Origin of the sequence: Amycolatopsis sp. NPDC088138, assembly GCF_044741685.1 — a bacterium.
GTDB lineage: Bacteria > Actinomycetota > Actinomycetes > Mycobacteriales > Pseudonocardiaceae > Amycolatopsis.
On record NZ_JBIUTB010000004.1, the window covers coordinates 515,095 to 533,002 of the forward strand.

Sequence of the window (17,908 nt, forward strand, 5' to 3'; positions counted from 1 at the left end):
CGTGAGCAGCACAGACCTTCCCCAGGACCAGATCGCGGCGGTGGACGCCCCGGAGGCCGCCGAGGACGTCACCGACGTCCCGGCCGACGTGCGCGAGCGCCACAGCGCGCTCGCCGAGGAACTGCGCAACCACCAGTTCCGCTACTACGTCCTGGACTCGCCGATCGTCTCCGACGGGCAGTTCGACGAACTGCTCGGCGAACTGCAGGCGATCGAAGACGCGCACCCCGCGCTGGTCACGCCCGAATCGCCGACCCAGCGGGTCGGGGGCACGTTCTCGACCGAGTTCATCGCGCACGACCACCTCGAGCGCATGCTCAGCCTGGACAACGTCTTCGACCAGGACGAGTTCCTGGCGTGGGTGGAGCGTGTCAAGAAGGAGGTCGGCCGGACCGAGTTCCTCGCCGAGCTGAAGATCGACGGCCTGGCGATCAACCTGTTGTACGAAAACGGCCACCTCACCCGGGCGCTCACGCGGGGTGACGGCCGCACAGGCGAGGACGTGACGCTGAACATGCGCACGCTGGAGCAGGTGCCGGAGACGCTCACAGCCACCGAGCAGTTCCCGGTGCCCGCCCTGGTCGAGGTGCGCGGCGAGGTCTTCTTCCGCGTCGAGGACTTCCTCGAGCTGAACGCGAAGATGGTCGAAGCAGGCAAGCCGCCATACGCGAACCCGCGCAACACCGCGGCCGGGTCGTTGCGGCAGAAGGACCCCAAGATCACGAAGGAACGCCGGCTGCGGCTGATCTGCCACGGGCTCGGCAAGCGCGCGGGTTTCGAGCCGCAGCGTCAGTCCGAGGCGTACGACGCGCTGGCCGCGTGGGGCCTGCCGGTCTCGCCGCACAGCAAGGTCCTGACGACAGCCGACGAGCTGACCGAGCACATCGCGTACTGGGGCGAGCACCGCCACGACGCCGAGCACGAGATCGACGGCGTCGTCATCAAGGTCGACCAAGTGGCGCTGCAGCGGCGGCTGGGCACGACGTCGCGCGCGCCACGGTGGGCGATCGCGTACAAGTACCCGCCCGAAGAGGCGATCACCACGCTGCTGGACATCCAGGTCGGCGTCGGCCGCACCGGGCGTGTGACGCCGTTCGCGGTCACCGAGCCGGTCACGGTCGCGGGGTCGACCGTCGCCAGGGCCACCCTCCACAACGGGGAGGAGGTCAAGCGCAAGGGCGTGCTGATCGGCGACCGGATCGTCATCCGCAAGGCGGGCGACGTCATCCCCGAGGTCCTCGGGCCGGTGGTGGACGCGCGCAAGGGCGACGAGCGGGAGTTCGTCATGCCCACCCACTGCCCGGAATGCGGCACGGAGCTCGCCTACCAGAAGGAAGGCGACAAGGACATCCGCTGCCCGAACACCCGGTTCTGTCCGGCGCAGCTGCGGGAGCGGCTCTTCCACCTGGCCGGCCGCGGCGCTTTCGACATCGAGGTCCTCGGTTACGAGGCGGCTGTCGCGCTTCTGGACGCGAGGGTGGTCGCCGACGAGGGTGACGTCTTCGACCTGGACGAGGACAGCCTGGCCGAGGTCGAGCTGTTCCGCACGAAGGCCGGGGAGTTGTCCGCCAACGCGCGAAAGCTGCTCGCCAACCTCGACGTGGCGAAGGAGCGGCCGCTGTGGAAGGTGCTGGTCGCGCTGTCCATCCGGCACGTCGGGCCGACGGCGGCGCAGGCGCTGGCCCGCGAGTTCGGCTCGGTCGAGCGGATCGAGCAGGCCACCGAAGAGGAGCTCGCGGACGTCGACGGCGTCGGCCCGACCATCGCGCGCGCCACCCTGGAGTGGTTCGAAGTCGACTGGCACCGCGAGATCGTCGAAAAGTGGCGACGCTCCGGCGTGCGGATGGAGGAGGAGCGCGACGAGTCGACCCCGCGCAACCTCGAAGGCTTGTCGATCGTGGTGACGGGCTCGCTCGACGGGTTCTCCCGCGACGAGGCCAAGGAGTTCATCATGGCCCGCGGAGGCAAGGCGGCCGGGTCGGTGTCGAAGAAGACGGCGTTCGTCGTCGTCGGGGACGCGCCTGGTTCGAAATACGACAAGGCGGTCCAGCTGAAGGTGCCGGTGCTCGACGAGTCCGGTTTCCGCGTCCTGTTGGAGCGCGGGCCCGAGGCGGCGCAGGAGGTGGCGCTGCCCGCCGGCGACGAGACCGCCGAAGACGAGTCTGGGGAGACGGATGAGTGATGTCGAGATCCGGCCGCCGCGGCCGGAGGAGTACGGCGCGGCGGGCGAGGTCACGGTTCAGGCCTATGACGTCGACGGTCACCTGGCCGGAGACGTCGGGTACGACGCGGAGCTGCGGGACGTCGCGCGCCGGGTCGAGCTGGCCGAGGTGCTCGTCGCCGTCGGCGGGGCGGGGGAGGTGCTCGGCTGTGTGACCATCGTGCAGCCGGGCTCGGCGTACGCCGAGATCTCACGCGCGGGTGAGCTGGAGTTCCGGATGCTCGCGGTGGCGCCGTCCGCGCGTGGCCGCGGTGTCGGGGAGGCGCTGACGAAAGCCGTGCTCGATCGCGCGCGGGCGTCGGGACTCCGGAAGGTGGTGCTGAGCAGCCTCGACGGCATGCACGCCGCGCACCGGCTCTACGAGCGCCTCGGGTTCACGCGCCTGCCCGAGCGTGACTGGCGGCCGTTCCCGCACATCACGCTGATCGCGTACCAAATCGACGTCTGAGCGTGTAGTCGTCGAAAACTGACCGCGGGCTCGGGGTCCTGGTGAATGCGTCGTCGTTTTCGGGCTACGGCGCTCAGCCGTCCAGGACGACCGCGACGATCCCCGCCAGGTGAGCGAGCCGGGCGACCTCGGCGGCGCGGAAGTTCGGCCCGCCGGGGCGGGCCACCAGCAGTGCCTTGCCCGGCTTGCCGAGGGGGGTGGCGGCCAGCTCGGTGCCGAGCTCCTTCCACGTCTCCGGGATCCAGGCCTCCTCGCTGTCGAGCACCGTCGCGCGCTCGAGCGGCAGCCAGGGCAGGTCGGTGATCGGCGTCTCGGGAGCCGCGCTCGACGACGCCAGCCGGACCGCGCCGGTCTCGGCGTGTTCGACGACCATCGCCCAGCCGGCGCGCACGATGCGGGGCACGCCCTCGGCGAGGATGTCGAGACCGGTCTTCGGCCGCGCGGCGATCTCTTCGACGAGTTCGAGCTCACGATGGGTGTCGAGCACACCCGCGTACGGGCGGACCGCGTCCACCTCGACACCTTCGACGCTCTCCGCCGCCGTGATCAGCGCGTCGGGGAGACGGCCCGAGGGGAGCTCGACGACCAGGTCGTCCACGGCCAGGCCGGTACCGCGTTCGACGACGTCCACGCTGAGAATGTCGGCGCCTACCGTGCCGAGGGCCGTGGCGACCGCGCCGAGGGTCCCCGGGCTGTCCGGAAGGAGGACCCGGATCAGGAACGACACCACGCGCCCCTCTCACCTCTGGCGTCCCAGCCTTGCCGTGGGACGCTCGATGCCGGTCGCCGATTGTGACAGACCCACCCGGCCCGCGGGACCCACTGTCCGCCGGGCGGGACGTCGGTGTCGCCGGACGGCACTCGGTTTGCGCCGGGCGTAACCCAGTCGAGTCCGCCCACGCCGCCACCATAGACTTGCAGCTTCCGAGACAACCCGCACAGCACAACCCGGGAGTCACCCGCGTGCCCAACATTTCCCGAGACGAGGTCGCGCACCTCGCGAAGCTGGCCAGGCTGGCCGTGACCGACGACGAGATCGACGTCTTCGCCGGCCAGCTCGACCAGATCCTGGACTCGGTGGCCAAGGTGAGCGAGGTCGCCGCCGAGGACGTGCCGCCGACGTCGCACGCCGTGCCGCTGACGAACGTCTTCCGGCAGGACGTCGTCCGTCCCGGGCTCACGCAGCAGCAGGCCCTGGCCGGCGCGCCGGCCGCCGAAGAGGGCCGGTTCCGGGTGCCGCGGATTCTGGGGGAAGAGCAGTGACCGAGCTGATCAAGCTGACCGCCGCGGAGCTGGCGGAGAAGATCCACACGCGCGAGGTGTCCGCGGTCGAGGTCACCCAGGCCCACCTGGACCGGATCGCTGAGGTGGACGACCACGTCCACGCGTTCCTGCACGTCGACACCGAGGGCGCGCTGGCCGCGGCCAAGGCCGTCGACGAGGGCATCGCCGCAGGTCAGGCACCCGCGTCGCCGCTGGCCGGCGTGCCGCTCGCGCTGAAGGACGTCCTCACCACCGAGGGCATCCCGACGACCTGCGGGTCGAAGACGCTCGAGGGCTGGATCCCGCCGTACGACGCGACCGTGACGCGCAAGCTGCGCGAAGCCGGTGTCGTGATTCTCGGCAAGACCAACATGGACGAGTTCGCCATGGGGTCGTCGACCGAGAACTCGGCGTACGGCCCGACGCACAACCCGTGGGACCACGCCCGCATCCCGGGCGGCTCCGGCGGTGGCTCGTCGGCGTCGATCGCGGCCTTTGAGGCTGCCCTCGCCATCGGCACCGACACCGGTGGCTCGATCCGGCAGCCCGGCTCGGTCACCGGCACCGTCGGCGTCAAGCCGACCTACGGCGGCGTGTCGCGCTACGGGCTCGTCGCTTTTTCGTCGTCGCTCGACCAGGCCGGGCCCTGCGCCCGCACGGTGCTGGACGCCGCGCTGCTGCACGAGGTCATCGCCGGGCACGACCCGATGGACTCGACGTCCATCGACGCGCCGGTTCCGCCGGTCGTCGCCGCGGCCCGGCAGGGTGCCAACGGCGACCTGTCCGGCGTCCGCGTCGGCGTCGTGAAGGAGTTCGGCGGCGACGGCTACCAGCCGGGCGTCCTGCGGTCCTTCGAAGCCGCGGTCGAGCAGCTGCGCGCGCTCGGTGCCGAGGTCGTCGAGGTGTCCTGCCCGCACTTCACCTACGCGCTGCCGGCGTACTACCTGATCGCGCCGAGCGAGTGCTCCTCGAACCTCGCCCGGTTCGACGCCATGCGCTACGGCCTGCGCGTCGCCGACGACGGCACGCACAGCGCCGAAGAGGTCATGTCGCTGACTCGCGAGAAGGGCTTCGGCGCCGAGGTCAAGCGCCGGATCATGCTCGGCACGTACGCGTTGTCGTCGGGCTACTACGACGCGTACTACGGCTCGGCGCAGAAGGTGCGCACGCTGATCACGCGTGACTTCGCTTCGGCGTTTGAGAAGGTCGATGTCCTCGTTTCGCCCACGACGCCGACCACGGCGTTCAAGATCGGCGAGCGCGTCGACGACCCGATGGCGATGTACCTCGCCGACCTGTGCACCATCCCGTCGAACCTGGCCGGCAACGCCGCGATGAGCGTGCCGAGCGGGCTGTCCGACGAGGACGGCCTGCCGGTCGGCCTGCAGATCATGGCCCCGGCGCTCGCCGACGACCGGCTCTACCGGGTCGGCGCCGCCTACGAGGCCGCCCGCGACGCCGCCGCTAGTGGCTCGCTGGTCCACAAGATCCCGGAGCTGGGAGGAACGAAGTGACTGCCGTGGCCGAGTTGATGGACTACGCCGACGTCATCGAACGCTTCGACCCGGTGCTCGGGCTCGAAGTGCACGTCGAGCTGAACACGAACACGAAGATGTTCTGCGGTTGCGCCAACGAGTTCGGCGGCGAGCCGAACACGAAGGTCTGCCCGACCTGCCTCGGCATGCCGGGTGCGCTGCCGGTGGTCAACGGCAAGGCCGTCGAGGGTGCGATCCGGATCGGCCTCGCGCTGAACTGCGAGATCGCCGAGTGGTGCCGGTTCGCCCGGAAGAACTACTTCTACCCGGACATGCCGAAGAACTTCCAGACGTCGCAGTACGACGAACCGATCGCGTTCAACGGCTACCTCGACGTCACGCTCGACGACGGCGAGATCGTGCGCGTCGAGATCGAGCGCGCGCACATGGAGGAGGACACCGGCAAGTCGCTGCACGTCGGTGGCGCCACCGGCCGGATCCACGGTGCCGAGCACTCGCTGCTCGACTACAACCGGGCCGGCGTGCCGCTGATCGAGATCGTCACCAAGACGATCGAGGGCACCGGCGAGCGGGCTCCCGAGGTCGCGCGTGCGTACGTGTCCGCGCTGCGGGACCTGCTGAGCGCGCTCGACGTGTCCGACGTCCGGATGGACCAGGGCTCGCTGCGCTGCGACGCGAACATCTCGCTGATGGCGAAGGACGCGACCGAGTTCGGCACCCGCACCGAGACGAAGAACGTCAACTCGCTGCGCAGCGTCGAGCGCGCGGTGCGCTACGAGATGACGCGGCAGGCGGCGATCCTCGCCGACGGCGGCACGATCAAGCAGGAGACCCGGCACTTCCAGGAGGCCGACGGCTCGACATCGGCCGGCCGCACCAAGGAGACCGCCGAGGACTACCGGTACTTCCCGGAGCCCGATCTGGTCCCGATCGCGCCGTCGCGCGAGTGGGTCGAGGAGCTGCGCGGGACGCTGCCGGAGATGCCGTCCGAGCGTCGCAAGCGGATCCAGCAGGAGTGGTCGCTTTCCGACGAAGCCCTGCGTGACCTGCTGAACGTCGGCGCGGTGGACCTCGTAGCGGCCACGGTCGAGGCCGGCGCGACGCCGGACGAGGCCCGCGGCTGGTGGGTCAACACGCTCGCCCAGGAGGCCAACACCCGCGAGGTCGAACTGGCCGATCTGGCCATCAGCCCGGCGCAGGTGGCCGAGGTCATCGGGCTGGTGACGTCCGGCGAGCTGACGAACAAGCTCGCCAAGGAGGTCGTCCAGGGCGTGCTCGCCGGCGAAGGTTCGCCGCGAGAGGTCGTCGAGAAGCGCGGGCTGAAGGTCGTCTCGGACGACTCGGCGCTGCTCGCGGCGATCGACGAGGCCCTGGCCGGGCAGCCGGACGTCGCGGAGAAGATCCGCGGCGGCAAGGTGGCCGCGGCGGGCGCGATCGTCGGCGCGGTCATGAAGGCGACCAAGGGGCAGGCCGACGCCAAGCGGGTCCGCGAGTTGATCATCGAGCGCGTCGGTTCCTGACCGCTTTCATGACACAGCCGTTTTCCGTCAAAAGCGTCACCTGGCGCGAGTGGCTCGGCCTGGCGGCCGGGCTGCTCGCGCTGGGTTCGACGTTCCTGCCGTGGACCACGCTCAGCACCAACAAGCCGGACATCGAGGACATCCTCTCGACGCTGCCGCACAACGAGGTCGTCCGCGACGCGTGGGACTCGAGCTTCTTCGCCTGGTGCCCGCCACTGCCGTTGCTGCTGGCCGGGTTGGTCGTTGTCGTTTTCGGGCGAGTCCGGAGGGTGCGGATCAGCGGCCTGCCGCACCTGTGGCTGGTCGTCGCCGCGGCGTCGGTGCTGCTGATGGTGATCGGGTGGCTCACGCTGGACTGGGAGTTCGACGCTGACCAGCGCGGCATCTTCGACGCCGCCGGCATCGCCATCGGCCCAGGCTTCGGCCGGTTCCTCGGGATGTTCGCCGCGGTCGCGTCCGGCGTGGTTGCCTTTCTGGACATGCGGGCGATGCGCGCCGAAAGCCGGCAGCCGCGGAAACGTAGTCTGCGCGACAAGAGCCGCTGAACGGCCGAGGTGCCTTCTCGCGGGTAACCGCCGCTGACGCTCGATGAGACGGACCGTGGCGGCTGGCTCGATGACCCGCCAGGGCCCGAGAGGTCGGCTCGTGGGATACCGCGAGTGTGGCTGTACGCACGAGCCGGGAGTCCAGCCAGCACGACAAGAGCCGGCGGCTCGGCCTTTCCATGCCCGTGGACGTCCTTATGGCCCGCGAAACGCCTTGCGCGGCGAGAGCCGGTGATCTCCGGACACAGCTTCTGCGGCAAGTGCCTGGGCCGCCGCGGCCGGTGGATCACGCTCGGGTCAGGTCTCGTCCGTTCCGGTTGTGCGCCAGGCGCTGACAACGTTGACAGTGTAGGGGGCTGTTGCATGAGAAAGCGCTTTCTGCGACGGTCGAAGGGCCCGCGCTGCGGGGAGCGTGGAGTTGTCTGCCGGACGTCGTCGCCGAGGGAGGAGGTCCGGGGTGCCCAACGGAAAGCGCTTACGCGTCGCCGTCGTCGGTGCTGGTGGGATTGCGAAAAGTCACTGGGCTGCTTACGAAGCTCACCGTGACGACGTCGATGTGGTGGCCGTCGCGGATGTTGACGAAACGCGCGCCGCCGCGTTCTGTGCCGAGGCCGTGGGCGCTGCGCCTTATCAGGACCTCGACACCCTGCTTGCCGAGCAGGAGCCCGACCTCGTCTCCGTCTGTACTCCGCCCGGGCTGCACGTCGAGCAGGTCAGAAAGGTGCTCGAGAGCGGGGCCTGGGCGTGGTGTGAGAAACCGCCTTGCCGGTCGCTTGCGGAGTACGACGAGATCGTCGCTGCCGAACGGGAAGGTGGGCCATACGCCGCTTTCGTGTTCCAGCACCGGTTCGGGTCCGCCGCTGGGCACTTCCGGACGTTGCTCGCGGACGGGGAGCTTGGCCGGCCGCTCGTCGCGCACTGCCAGACGACCTGGTACCGCGACGCCGCTTACTACGCCGTGCCGTGGCGGGGGAAGTGGGCGACCGAGGGCGGCGGTCCGGCGATGGGCCACGGGATCCACCAGATGGATCTGCTGCTCCACCTGCTCGGCGACTGGGCCGAGGTGCGGGCGATGACCGCGAGGCTGGCGCACGACGTCGAGACCGAGGACGTCTCCACCGCGCTCGTCCGGTTCGAGTCGGGCGCGCTGGCGACCGTGGTCAACAGCGTGCTGTCCCCGGACGAGGTGAGCCGGATCCGGATCGACTGCGAAAACGCGACGGTCGAGCTCACCCACCTCTACGGCTACCGCGGCAAGGACTGGCGCTACACCCCGGCGCCGCACGTGGTCGCCGATCGGACGACGCGCTGGTCCAGCCCGCCTGACGACGTCGCCAGTTCGCACACCGCCGCATTGGCGCCGGTCCTGGCCGCCTACCGGGCCGGGCGGCGGCCGCCATGTAGCGGAGCGGACGGCCGGCAGGTGCTGGAGCTCGTCGCGGCGCTCTACAAGTCGGCTTTCACCGGAACCGGGGTGCGCCGGGGCGAGATCGTGCCAGGTGATCCCTTCTACCGGTCGATGGCCGGCATCGGTCAACAAGTCGAGAGGGAAGGAGCGCGGGTGTGAGTGCGGCGATCATCGTCACCCATCGGCACGGCGACCACGTCGCCGTCGAAGCCGGCGGGGTCCAGCTGATGTCCTATGTGTACAAGCCCGACCCCGTGGCCTACGAGTCCCGCAAGCCCTACACCCACCCGCTGCGCACCCTGGGCGGGCGGCGCGTCAGCGGGTATCGCCCCGCCGACCACCGCTGGCACAAGGGCCTGCAGATGACGTCGAGTCACCTGTCCGGGCAGAACTTCTGGGGCGGCCACACCTACGTGCCCGGCGATTGGTACCAGGACCTGCCGGAACGCGTCGGCTCGATGCGGCACGACGGGTTCGCCGGCTTCACCGTAGACGGCGATCGGCTGACCTTCACCGAGCAGCTCACCTGGGTCGCCAACAGCGGCGAGGAGTGGGCTCGGGAGCGACGCGACATCGTTGTCCACTCGGTCGAGCCGGACGAGGGAGCCTGGGCGATCGACTGGGCGATCGAGCTGACCAACATCCGCGACACCCCGCTCGAGTTCGGCAGCCCGACCACCGCCGGCCGCGAGATGGCCGGGTACACCGGGCTGCACTGGCGCGGGCCGCGCGACTTCAGCGGCGGCCGCATCCTCGGTCCGGGCGAGCTGGGCGGCGAGGAGATGATGGGCCGGCAGGCGCCCTGGCTGGCGTTTGTCGGTGAACACGACGACGTCGACGCGCATTCGACGCTCGTGTTCGCGCACGCGCCCGAGAACGACGCCGCCATCCACGAATCGCACTGGTTCGTCCGTTCCCGGGACACGCCGACCGTGGCGATCTCGTGGGCCTTCTTCGAGGAATTCGCCCTGCCGCCGGGGGAGAGCTTCGCCTACCGATACCGGGTCGTCGTCGCCGACGGCGCCTGGGATCGCGACCGCGTCACCGGCTATCTCGACACCCACGGGTTCTGAAAGGCAGTCATGGACGAATTCCCCCTTCCGGGTGGTATCGGCGTCTCCCACCTGCGGGCCTACGACTGGGCGGCCGAAGACGGCGTCTGCGGTGGCAGTCCGCACCTGCACCTCGCGTGCACCGAGGCGTACGTCGTCACAGGTGGGCGTGGCGCGGTGCAGACGCTGAGCGTCGGCGGCTACGACGAGACGGCGCTGGAGCCCGGGGTGATCGCGTGGTTCGCGCCGGGCACCGTGCACCGGATGGTGCAGGGCGGGGACCTGCGCGTCACCGTGCTCATGCAGAACAGCGGCCTGCCCGAGGCCGGCGACGCCGTGTTCACCTTTCCGCCCACGGTGCTCGCCGACCCCGCCGCCTACGCCGAGGCCGCGATGTTGCCGAAAACCGACGACGCGGCTCGGCGACGCCGTGACCTGGCGATCCGTGGCTACTTGCCGCTGCGGGAGGCGCTGCTGGACGGCGACTCGGAGCCGTTGCGGGCGTTCCATCGAGCGGCCGTGGCGCTCGTCGCGCCGAAGATCGGGGAGTGGGTGCCGAGGTGGCAGGCCGGGGCGCTGAAGGCGGCCGAACTGACCGGCGCGCACCTCAAGGCGCTCGCCGACGGCGACGGGAGCCACCTCGAACAGTCGGGGGTCCGGGTCGCGACGCCGTCCAATCCCGACGGCTACGGCATGTGCGGCCGGCGCGCCGAATACGACATACCCGGTGTGACCGCGCCGTACGGCGGGGACCCAGCCATCGACGTGGAAGGCCGTAGTTGATGAACCAGACCATCGGAGTGCTGCTCAACGGGGTCACCGGCCGGATGGGGTACCGGCAGCACCTGCTGCGATCGGTACTGGCGATCCGCGAACAGGGCGGGGTGGCGCTGCCGGACGGCACCCGGGTGCAGCTCGAGCCGATCCTCGCCGGGCGCACCGCCGCCAAGGTCAAGGAGCTCGCCGACCGGCACGGCCTGACGGCGTGGACCACCGACGTCGGCTCGGCACTCGACGACGTGCAGATCTACTTCGACGCGCAGCTGACGTCGGCGCGTGAGCCGTCGGTGCGCGCGGCGATCGCCGCGGGCAAGCACGTCTACGCCGAGAAGCCGTTGGCCGAGACGTTGCCGGCGGCGCTGGAACTGGCTGGGCTGGCGCGGGACGCCGGGATCTGTCACGGCGTCGTGCACGACAAACTGTTCCTGCCCGGGCTGCGGAAGTTGCGGCGACTGGTGGATGGCGGCTTTTTCGGGCGGATTCTTTCCGTTCGCGGCGATTTCGGCTACTGGGTGTTCGAAGGCGACTGGCAAGATGCACAGAGGCCCAGTTGGAACTATCGCGCCGAAGACGGCGGCGGGATCGTGCTCGACATGTTCTGCCACTGGAACTACGTGCTGGAGAACCTCTTCGGCCGGGTTGCGGCCGTGACCGCGAAAGCGACCACGCACATCCCGCGCCGGTGGGACGAGCAGGGCGAGGAGTACGCGGCGACCGCGGACGACGCCGCGTACGGCATCTTCGAGCTCGAATCGGGGGCGATCGCGCAGATCAACTCGTCGTGGTCGACGCGGGTGTTTCGGGACGAGCTGGTCGAGTTCCAGGTCGACGGCACCGAGGGAAGCGCGGTTGCCGGGCTGCGGCGGTGCCGGGTGCAGCACCGTTCGGCGACGCCCAAGCCGGTGTGGAATCCGGATCTGCCCGCGACCGAGACGTTCCGCGAGCAGTGGGCCGAGGTGCCGGACAACGTGGAGTTCGACAACGGGTTCAAGGTGCAGTGGGAGGAGTTCGTGCGTGACGTGGTCGCCGGAAGGCAACATCGCTACGACTTCTTCTCGGCCGCGCGTGGGTTGCAGCTCGCCGAGGCCGGGTTGACGTCGTCGGCGGAGGGACGACGGGTCGAGCTGAAGCCGCTGGCCTGACCGGTCGGTGGGGACTGTGCGCCCGTCTCCGGTGAAGCCGGGACCGGCCGTGGCCCGGCGCGGTTGGCGACGTTGTCGTCGAGACGACGACGGGCGTGAACGGGTTGGCGACCACAGGCTGGAACCGGCCGATCGCAAGGTCGGAGGCGTTGTCGGGGAAGTGACGACAACCGCGACTCGCGTCGCCCAGATCAGTCCTTGCCGTTGCCGCCGCCGGAGGTGGACGGCGTGATCAGGACCACCCGGTCGTCGCTCGAGACCGGGGAGCCGCCGTCCTTGTTGACCGTTCCCGCCACGGCCATCTGCGGGTTGATCATGCTGATCCCCGCGAGGCGGCCGTACGTGACCGGCGGTTTGCCCGTCTTGCCGTCGAGGCTGATCGTCGGCTTGCCGCTGACCGCGCCGTCGGCCGTCACCGGAAGGTTCTGGAGGTTGCCGGCCAGGGACGTGCCCACCGAGACCGAGCCGTTGGCGTCGACGAAATCCGCACAACCCGCCACGCCCGGCTTGTCCGTCCACGTCCACGCCGGGGCCGTGAGCGGCCGGCCGGCCTGGACCCGGTACAGGGCGTCCTTGTCGGCGAGCCGGTCGGTGACCCAGACACGGCCGCCGTCGGCCGAGGCGCAGAGGCCGCCGGGGGCGTGGAGGCCCGCGGCCACCGCCAAAGCTCCGCTGGGGTTGCCCGCCGCGGCCTTGCCGGACGTGTCGATCCGCAGGACCTTGCCCGCCAGCGACGCCGGGTCGGCCGCCGCGTTCGGGTTGCCCGCGTCGCCCGTCGCGACCAGGAGAGCACCGCGGTTGTCCGTCGCCAGCGTGCCGCGGTTGCCGGTCGCGCCCTTCGGGATGCCCGTGAGCACCGGCTTCGGCGCCTGGCCCTTCGCGAAGCGGACGACGCGGTTGTCCGCCGCCGTCGTCACGTAAGCGAACACGAGCTGGTCCTCGACGTACGACGGCGAAAGGGCGAGGCCCGTCAGACCGCCGTCGCCGTCCGCCTGGACGTCGAGCTTCGCGAACTCCGTGGCGTCCTTGCCGGCGGTGGCCAGCATGACGCGGCCGCTCTTGCGCTCGCCCGCGAGGGCGCTCGGCGTGGAACCGTCACCCGGCAGGCCGGCCACGGCGGCCACCGTGTCCAGGCAGGTCGCGATCACCGTCTCGTCGAAATCCTTGCAACCCTGCGGCGGCGGGATCGTCGCGGACGGCTGGCCAGGGCGGCTCTGCCTGCCGTCGCCGCCGGAGTCCGCGCCCGGGCCCTGGACCTCGGGGGGTGATTCGGGGCTGGCCACGGGGGCGGGGCTGAACGTCTGGCCCGCCGCGGTGTCGTCGAACCGCGCACAACTGGCGGGCAGCAGGGCGCCACAAGCCAGGATCGCCAGCAGAGCCGACCGGTACGGGGTTCGCATGATCCCCAAGCCTAGGTGCCGGTGCGTGAACCATGGGTGAGTACTCCTCGATTACCGTGGCGATCATGACGCTGACCGTGCTGGTGCCCGACGACGAAGGGCTGTCTGTGCTGGCCGAGGTGCCGCGCGTGCTCCCGGTTCGCTATCAGTGGGGCGAGCCGGTGCCGCCGGAGGCCGGGAAGGCCGAGGTGCTCATCCCCGGCAAGCACCGCGCCGGCGACGAGCTGTGGCGCACGCTGCCGAACCTGAAGCTGATCCAGCTGCTGTCCGCCGGTGCCGAGGACTGGATCGGCAACGTGCCCGACGGCGTCCTGCTCTCCACCTGCCGGGGCGCGCACGGCGGCAGCACCGCCGAATGGGTCGTCGCCGCGCTGTTGTCGATTTATCGCAAGTTCGACGTCTTCGCCGACGCCCGCCGCGAAGGGCGCTGGGCGCGGCAGACGGCCGACACGCTGCAGGGCAAACGCGTGCTCGTCATCGGGGCCGGCGACCTCGGGCAGCACCTGCGGCGCCGGCTGGAGCCGTTCGACGCGCGCTGCACCATGGTCGGGCTGACCGCCCGGGAGGGCGTGCACGGCGTCCAGGAGCTGCCCGGGCTGCTCGGGCTCCACGACGCCGTCGTGCTGATGGTGCCGCTGACCTCGCGCACCCGCGGGATGGTGGACGCCGCGTTCCTGGCCGAGATGCGGGACGGCGCGGTGCTGGTCAACGTCGCGCGGGGCAGCGTCGTGGTCACCGACGCCCTGGTCGCCGAACTGACCACGGGCCGGTTGCGGGCCGCGCTCGACGTCACGGACCCGGAGCCGCCGCCCGCCGGGCACCCGCTGTGGACCGTGCCGGGGCTGCTGCTGACTCCGCACATCGGCGGGACCGTGCGCGGTGTGCGGGGGCGGTCCTACGCCGTCGCCGCGGCCGAGATCGCGCGGTATGCCGGTGGTGAGCTGCCGGACAACCTGGTGCACGGGGAGTACTGAGCGCGGCGCGCTGCCTCGCCAGGCCAGCGCGGATCCCCTACCCTTCGCGCGTGACCAGTGCAGACGACTTCTCGCAGCAGCCCACCAGCCTCCTGTCGGACGTCGAGGACAACGGGCCGGCCAACGATGGTCCCCGCCAGGGCGGGCTGGGGCTCGGCCTGCTGATCCTGCGGCTGGCGCTCGGCGTGACCATGGGCGCGCACGGTCTGCAGCACCTGTTCGGCCTGTTCGGCGGGCCGGGCATCGGCGGGTTCGCGCGGATGCTCGAGACGTTCGGCTACCACAAGCAGACGACCCTGCTGTCATGGATCACCGGCATCACCGAACTCGGCGGTGGGGTGCTCGTGGTCGTCGGGCTGTTCACGCCGCTGGCGGCGGCCGGCCTGCTGGGAGTGGCCGCGAACGCCGTATACGCGAAGTTTCACGGTGGATTCTTCGAGGGACAGGGCCAGGGCTTCGAACTCGAGCTGGTGCTGGGTCTCAGTGCGTTGAGCCTGCTGTTCACCGGGTCCGGGCCGATTTCGCTGGAGCGGAACACGCCGTGGCGTCGACGGCCGCTGCCACTGGGGCTGGTGAGCCTGCTGCTGGCCGCCGCGGCTTCGGTCGTGGTCATCGTGCTGACCCGATAGGGGCTGTGGACAAGTCCTGGTCGCGATCGCGGGCTGTGGACAACTCGGCTGCTGGGCGCGGATTCGTCGGTGGCGGCCGGTAGCGTGGAAAACGGGGGTCCCCCCAGCGCTGGGCTGGGAATTCGGCGGGGAGGGCGCCCGGGGCGTGAGGGGTGGCCGCCCGCGGAACGCGCGAACCCGGCGGGTGAGTAGTCGGTCAGCCGGTGGTCGTGGCCGGTGATGCCGAAGGAGGTCGCGGCGGCGGGACCGGCGATGCCGAAGGTCGCGGCGCCGGGGTCGGCGGCCGCGAAGTCGACTTGATCGAGGAACAAGCCCGGATACTGCGAAGGCCGGTCCCGTTGACCAGGGACGGCCGGCGGCGGGCAGCTCGGCCGCGCGGCTCCGGCGTGGTCCGGAAAGCGCGAAGACCCGCCTCCGTTGGCAAAGGACCGGCGGCTCCGACGTGGTCCAGAAAGGGCGAAGGCCACCCCCCGTTGACCAGGGGCAGCTGGCTGCGCGGCTCCGGCGGGGTCCAGAAAGCGCGAAGGCCGCCCCAGCGGAACCGGGACGGCCTTCGCGCAGCTGAGGGCTTACTTGTTCGGGTCGCGGACCGCGCCCGTGTCGGCCGAGGTGGCCATGCGGGCGTAGGCGCGCAGGGCCGCCGTGATCGGGCGTTCGCGCTCCTTCGGCTGCCAGGGGCGCTCGGAGGTCTCCATCTTCGAGCGGCGCTCCGCCAGGATTTCCGGGTCCACCAGCAGTTCCAAGCGGCGCTCGTGGACGTCCAGGACGATCCTGTCGCCGTTTTCGACCAAGGCGATCAGGCCGCCTGCCGCGGCCTCCGGGGAGATGTGGCCGACCGAGATGCCGGATGAGCCGCCCGAGAAGCGGCCGTCCGTGATCAGGGCGCACTTCTTGCCCAGGCCCGAGCCCTTGAGGAACGCCGTCGGGTGCAGCATTTCCTGCATGCCCGGGCCGCCCGCGGGGCCTTCGTAGCGGATGACCAGGACCTCGCCCGGCTGGATCTCCTTCTTGAGGATCGCCGACACAGCTTCCTCCTGGCTCTCCAGCACCCGCGCCGGGCCTTCGAAGTGCCACAGCTCTTCGTCGATGCCCGCGGACTTGATCACCGCGCCGTTCTCGGCGAGGTTGCCGCGCAGGATGGCCAGGCCGCCGTCCTTCGTGTACGCGTGCTCGACGTCGCGGATGCAGCCGCCCGCCGCGTCCGTGTCCAGGGACGACCAGCGGTTCTCCGTCGAGAACGCCTGCGTCGTGCGGACTCCGCCGGGCGCGGCGTGGAACAGCTCCACGGCAACGTCGGAAGGCGACGAAGCCCGGATGTCCCACGAACCCAGCCAGGATTCGAGGTCGGGGGAGTGCACCGAACGGACGTCGGTGTTGAGCAGGCCGCCGCGGTACAGCTCGCCCAGGATCGCCGGGATTCCGCCGGCCCGGTGGACGTCTTCCATGTGGTAGTCGGAGTTCGGCGCCACCTTGGAGAGGCAGGGGACACGGCGGCCGATCGCGTCGATGTCGTCGATCGTGAAGTCGACCTCGCCCTCCTGGGCGGCGGCGAGGATGTGCAGCACCGTGTTGGTCGAGCCGCCCATCGCCATGTCGAGGGCCATCGCGTTCTCGAACGCCGCCTTCGACGCGATCGAGCGGGGCAGCACCGAGGCGTCGTCGTTTTCGTACCAGGTGCGGCACAGCTCGACGATCGTGCGGCCGGCTTCCTCGAACAGCGCGCGGCGCGCGGCGTGCGTGGCCAGCGTCGAACCGTTGCCCGGCAGCGACAGGCCCAGAGCCTCGGTCAGGCAGTTCATCGAATTCGCGGTGAACATGCCGGAGCACGAACCGCACGTCGGGCAGGCCGAACGTTCGACGATGTCGAGCCCGTCCTCGTCGACCTCGGGGCTCGCCGACGCGGCGATCGCGGTGATCAGGTCGGTCGGGGCCTGCGCGACGCCGCCCACGACGACGGCCTTGCCGGCCTCCATCGGCCCGCCGGAGACGAACACGACCGGGATGTTCAGCCGCATCGCGGCGTTGAGCATGCCCGGGGTGATCTTGTCGCAGTTGGAGATGCAGACGAGCGCGTCGGCCTGGTGCGCGTTGACCATGTACTCGACGGAGTCGGCGATGATCTCGCGCGAGGGCAGCGAGTAGAGCATGCCGGAGTGGCCCATCGCGATGCCGTCGTCGACGGCGATCGTGTGGAACTCGCGCGCGACGCCGCCGGCTTCCTTGACCGCGCCGGCGACGATCTCGCCGAGGTCCTTGAGGTGCACGTGGCCGGGCACGAACTGCGTGTAGGAGTTGGCGATCGCCACGATCGGCTTGCCGAAGTCGCTGTCGGTCATGCCGGTGGCGCGCCAGAGCGAGCGCGCGCCCGCCGCGTTGCGGCCGTGGGTGGTGGTCCGGGAACGGAGAGGCGGCACGGCGAACTCCCAGGTCGGATGGTGGGCCAGGCGGAGGTCGGGGACGCTCCGCAGAAACTGGTCCTACCAATTTAGACCTTCCAGCGAGGCCGCCTCGCCGTGGGGTTACTCGCTGGGTGACGTCTGGGGCTTGGCGGGCTCGACGTCCTGCGCGTCCAGCAGCCCGCTCGGGTCGGCGACCAGGCCCTCGCTCACCAGCGACAACACCGGCAGGTGCCGGGTGCGGACCGTCGGCAGCGGCACCTTCGTGTCGTCCGTCAGCACGGCCTGAACGCGCGCCCGCTTCGTGATCGCCAGGCCCTTCAACGCCGACCACGGCACGTCGCGGTGGCCGAACATCGTGCGTGTCTCCAGGCCCTTGCGGGTCGCGACGGTGCGGGTGCGGATCACGAACACCGCCAGCGCGATCGGGAAGATGTAGAGCCACTGCAGGTACGGGATCTCCCCGAGCGCGATCGGCGTCACGCAGATGGTGAGGAGCGCGATCGCCATGAACGACGTGCGGGGGATGCGGAAGACGGCCTTCCGGCCTTCGTCCTGCTCTTTTTCGGCCACGCCGAAATGGTGCACCGCCCGGCGCGAGCACCGGGAACCGGGTCGGCGCGGACGTGACACG

The 17,908-nt window shown here is 70.6% G+C and carries 16 protein-coding genes; 12 read left to right on the forward strand and 4 right to left on the reverse strand.

The genetic code is table 11. The features are described 5' to 3' along the window. The first annotated feature begins 1 nt into the window (after position 1). Complete coding sequence (gene ligA / locus ACIOD2_RS23795; protein WP_400541770.1) at positions 2 to 2,182, forward strand: NAD-dependent DNA ligase LigA; 2,181 nt, start codon at positions 2 to 4, stop codon at positions 2,180 to 2,182. After that, complete coding sequence (locus ACIOD2_RS23800; protein ID WP_400541773.1) at positions 2,175 to 2,669, forward strand: GNAT family N-acetyltransferase; 495 nt, start codon at positions 2,175 to 2,177, stop codon at positions 2,667 to 2,669. Before ligA ends, ACIOD2_RS23800 begins: the two co-directional genes overlap by 8 nt. A gap of 73 nt (positions 2,670 to 2,742) precedes the next feature. Here the strand turns inward: ACIOD2_RS23800 and ACIOD2_RS23805 are convergent, their stop codons facing one another. Beyond that, entirely contained in the window at positions 2,743 to 3,396 is a 654-nt protein-coding gene (locus ACIOD2_RS23805; RefSeq protein ID WP_323331948.1) for an amino acid-binding protein, read from the reverse strand. 236 nt (positions 3,397 to 3,632) lie between these two features. Here ACIOD2_RS23805 and gatC point away from each other — a divergent pair, with 236 nt between their 5' ends. The 8 genes from gatC (at position 3,633) to ACIOD2_RS23845 (ending at position 11,875) form a co-directional block, all read left to right on the forward strand. Beyond that, entirely contained in the window at positions 3,633 to 3,932 is a 300-nt protein-coding gene (gatC, locus tag ACIOD2_RS23810; protein ID WP_247061885.1) for an Asp-tRNA(Asn)/Glu-tRNA(Gln) amidotransferase subunit GatC, read from the forward strand. After that, complete coding sequence (gatA, locus tag ACIOD2_RS23815) at positions 3,929 to 5,446, forward strand: Asp-tRNA(Asn)/Glu-tRNA(Gln) amidotransferase subunit GatA (protein ID WP_400541777.1); 1,518 nt, start codon at positions 3,929 to 3,931, stop codon at positions 5,444 to 5,446. Before gatC ends, gatA begins: the two co-directional genes overlap by 4 nt. After that, positions 5,443 to 6,948, forward strand: coding sequence for an Asp-tRNA(Asn)/Glu-tRNA(Gln) amidotransferase subunit GatB (gatB, locus tag ACIOD2_RS23820; protein ID WP_400541780.1), 1,506 nt, complete (start codon positions 5,443 to 5,445; stop codon positions 6,946 to 6,948). The genes gatA and gatB overlap by 4 nt, the downstream gene beginning before the upstream one ends. A gap of 8 nt (positions 6,949 to 6,956) precedes the next feature. Beyond that, the gene (locus ACIOD2_RS23825) at positions 6,957 to 7,493 is read left to right on the forward strand and encodes a hypothetical protein (protein ID WP_400541783.1); all 537 of its coding nucleotides are present in this window, start codon (positions 6,957 to 6,959) and stop codon (positions 7,491 to 7,493) included. A 457-nt stretch (positions 7,494 to 7,950) separates the two neighbouring features. Further along, positions 7,951 to 9,060, forward strand: a complete 1,110-nt coding sequence (locus tag ACIOD2_RS23830; protein ID WP_400541786.1) for a Gfo/Idh/MocA family protein — start codon at positions 7,951 to 7,953, stop codon at positions 9,058 to 9,060. Then, on the forward strand, positions 9,057 to 9,974 hold the full coding sequence (locus ACIOD2_RS23835) for a PmoA family protein (protein ID WP_400541789.1): 918 nt from the start codon (positions 9,057 to 9,059) through the stop codon (positions 9,972 to 9,974). The genes ACIOD2_RS23830 and ACIOD2_RS23835 overlap by 4 nt, the downstream gene beginning before the upstream one ends. A 9-nt stretch (positions 9,975 to 9,983) precedes the next feature. Then, on the forward strand, positions 9,984 to 10,736 hold the full coding sequence (locus ACIOD2_RS23840) for a cupin domain-containing protein (protein WP_400541792.1): 753 nt from the start codon (positions 9,984 to 9,986) through the stop codon (positions 10,734 to 10,736). Beyond that, a complete protein-coding gene (locus ACIOD2_RS23845) occupies positions 10,736 to 11,875 on the forward strand; it encodes a Gfo/Idh/MocA family protein (RefSeq protein ID WP_400541794.1) in 1,140 nt (379 codons plus the stop codon). Before ACIOD2_RS23840 ends, ACIOD2_RS23845 begins: the two co-directional genes overlap by 1 nt. Before the next feature lie 191 nt (positions 11,876 to 12,066). Here ACIOD2_RS23845 and ACIOD2_RS23850 read toward each other — a convergent pair whose 3' ends face one another. Continuing rightward, positions 12,067 to 13,275, reverse strand: coding sequence for a PQQ-dependent sugar dehydrogenase (locus ACIOD2_RS23850; protein WP_400541796.1), 1,209 nt, complete (start codon positions 13,273 to 13,275; stop codon positions 12,067 to 12,069). 65 nt (positions 13,276 to 13,340) lie between these two features. Between ACIOD2_RS23850 and ACIOD2_RS23855 the strand changes: the two genes are divergently transcribed. Continuing rightward, a complete protein-coding gene (locus ACIOD2_RS23855) occupies positions 13,341 to 14,249 on the forward strand; it encodes a 2-hydroxyacid dehydrogenase (RefSeq protein WP_400541798.1) in 909 nt (302 codons plus the stop codon). Positions 14,250 to 14,299: 50 nt separating this feature from the next. Further along, positions 14,300 to 14,878, forward strand: coding sequence for a DoxX family membrane protein (locus ACIOD2_RS23860; RefSeq protein ID WP_400541801.1), 579 nt, complete (start codon positions 14,300 to 14,302; stop codon positions 14,876 to 14,878). A 569-nt stretch (positions 14,879 to 15,447) separates the two neighbouring features. Here the strand turns inward: ACIOD2_RS23860 and ilvD are convergent. Both ilvD and ACIOD2_RS23870 read right to left on the reverse strand, forming a co-directional pair. Further along, positions 15,448 to 17,292 (reverse strand): dihydroxy-acid dehydratase, encoded by a 1,845-nt coding sequence (gene ilvD, locus ACIOD2_RS23865; RefSeq protein WP_400541804.1) that lies wholly within the window; start codon positions 17,290 to 17,292, stop codon positions 15,448 to 15,450. 105 nt (positions 17,293 to 17,397) lie between these two features. Next, positions 17,398 to 17,847 (reverse strand): PH domain-containing protein, encoded by a 450-nt coding sequence (locus tag ACIOD2_RS23870; protein ID WP_400541807.1) that lies wholly within the window; start codon positions 17,845 to 17,847, stop codon positions 17,398 to 17,400. Between the last annotated feature and the right edge of the window lie 61 nt (positions 17,848 to 17,908).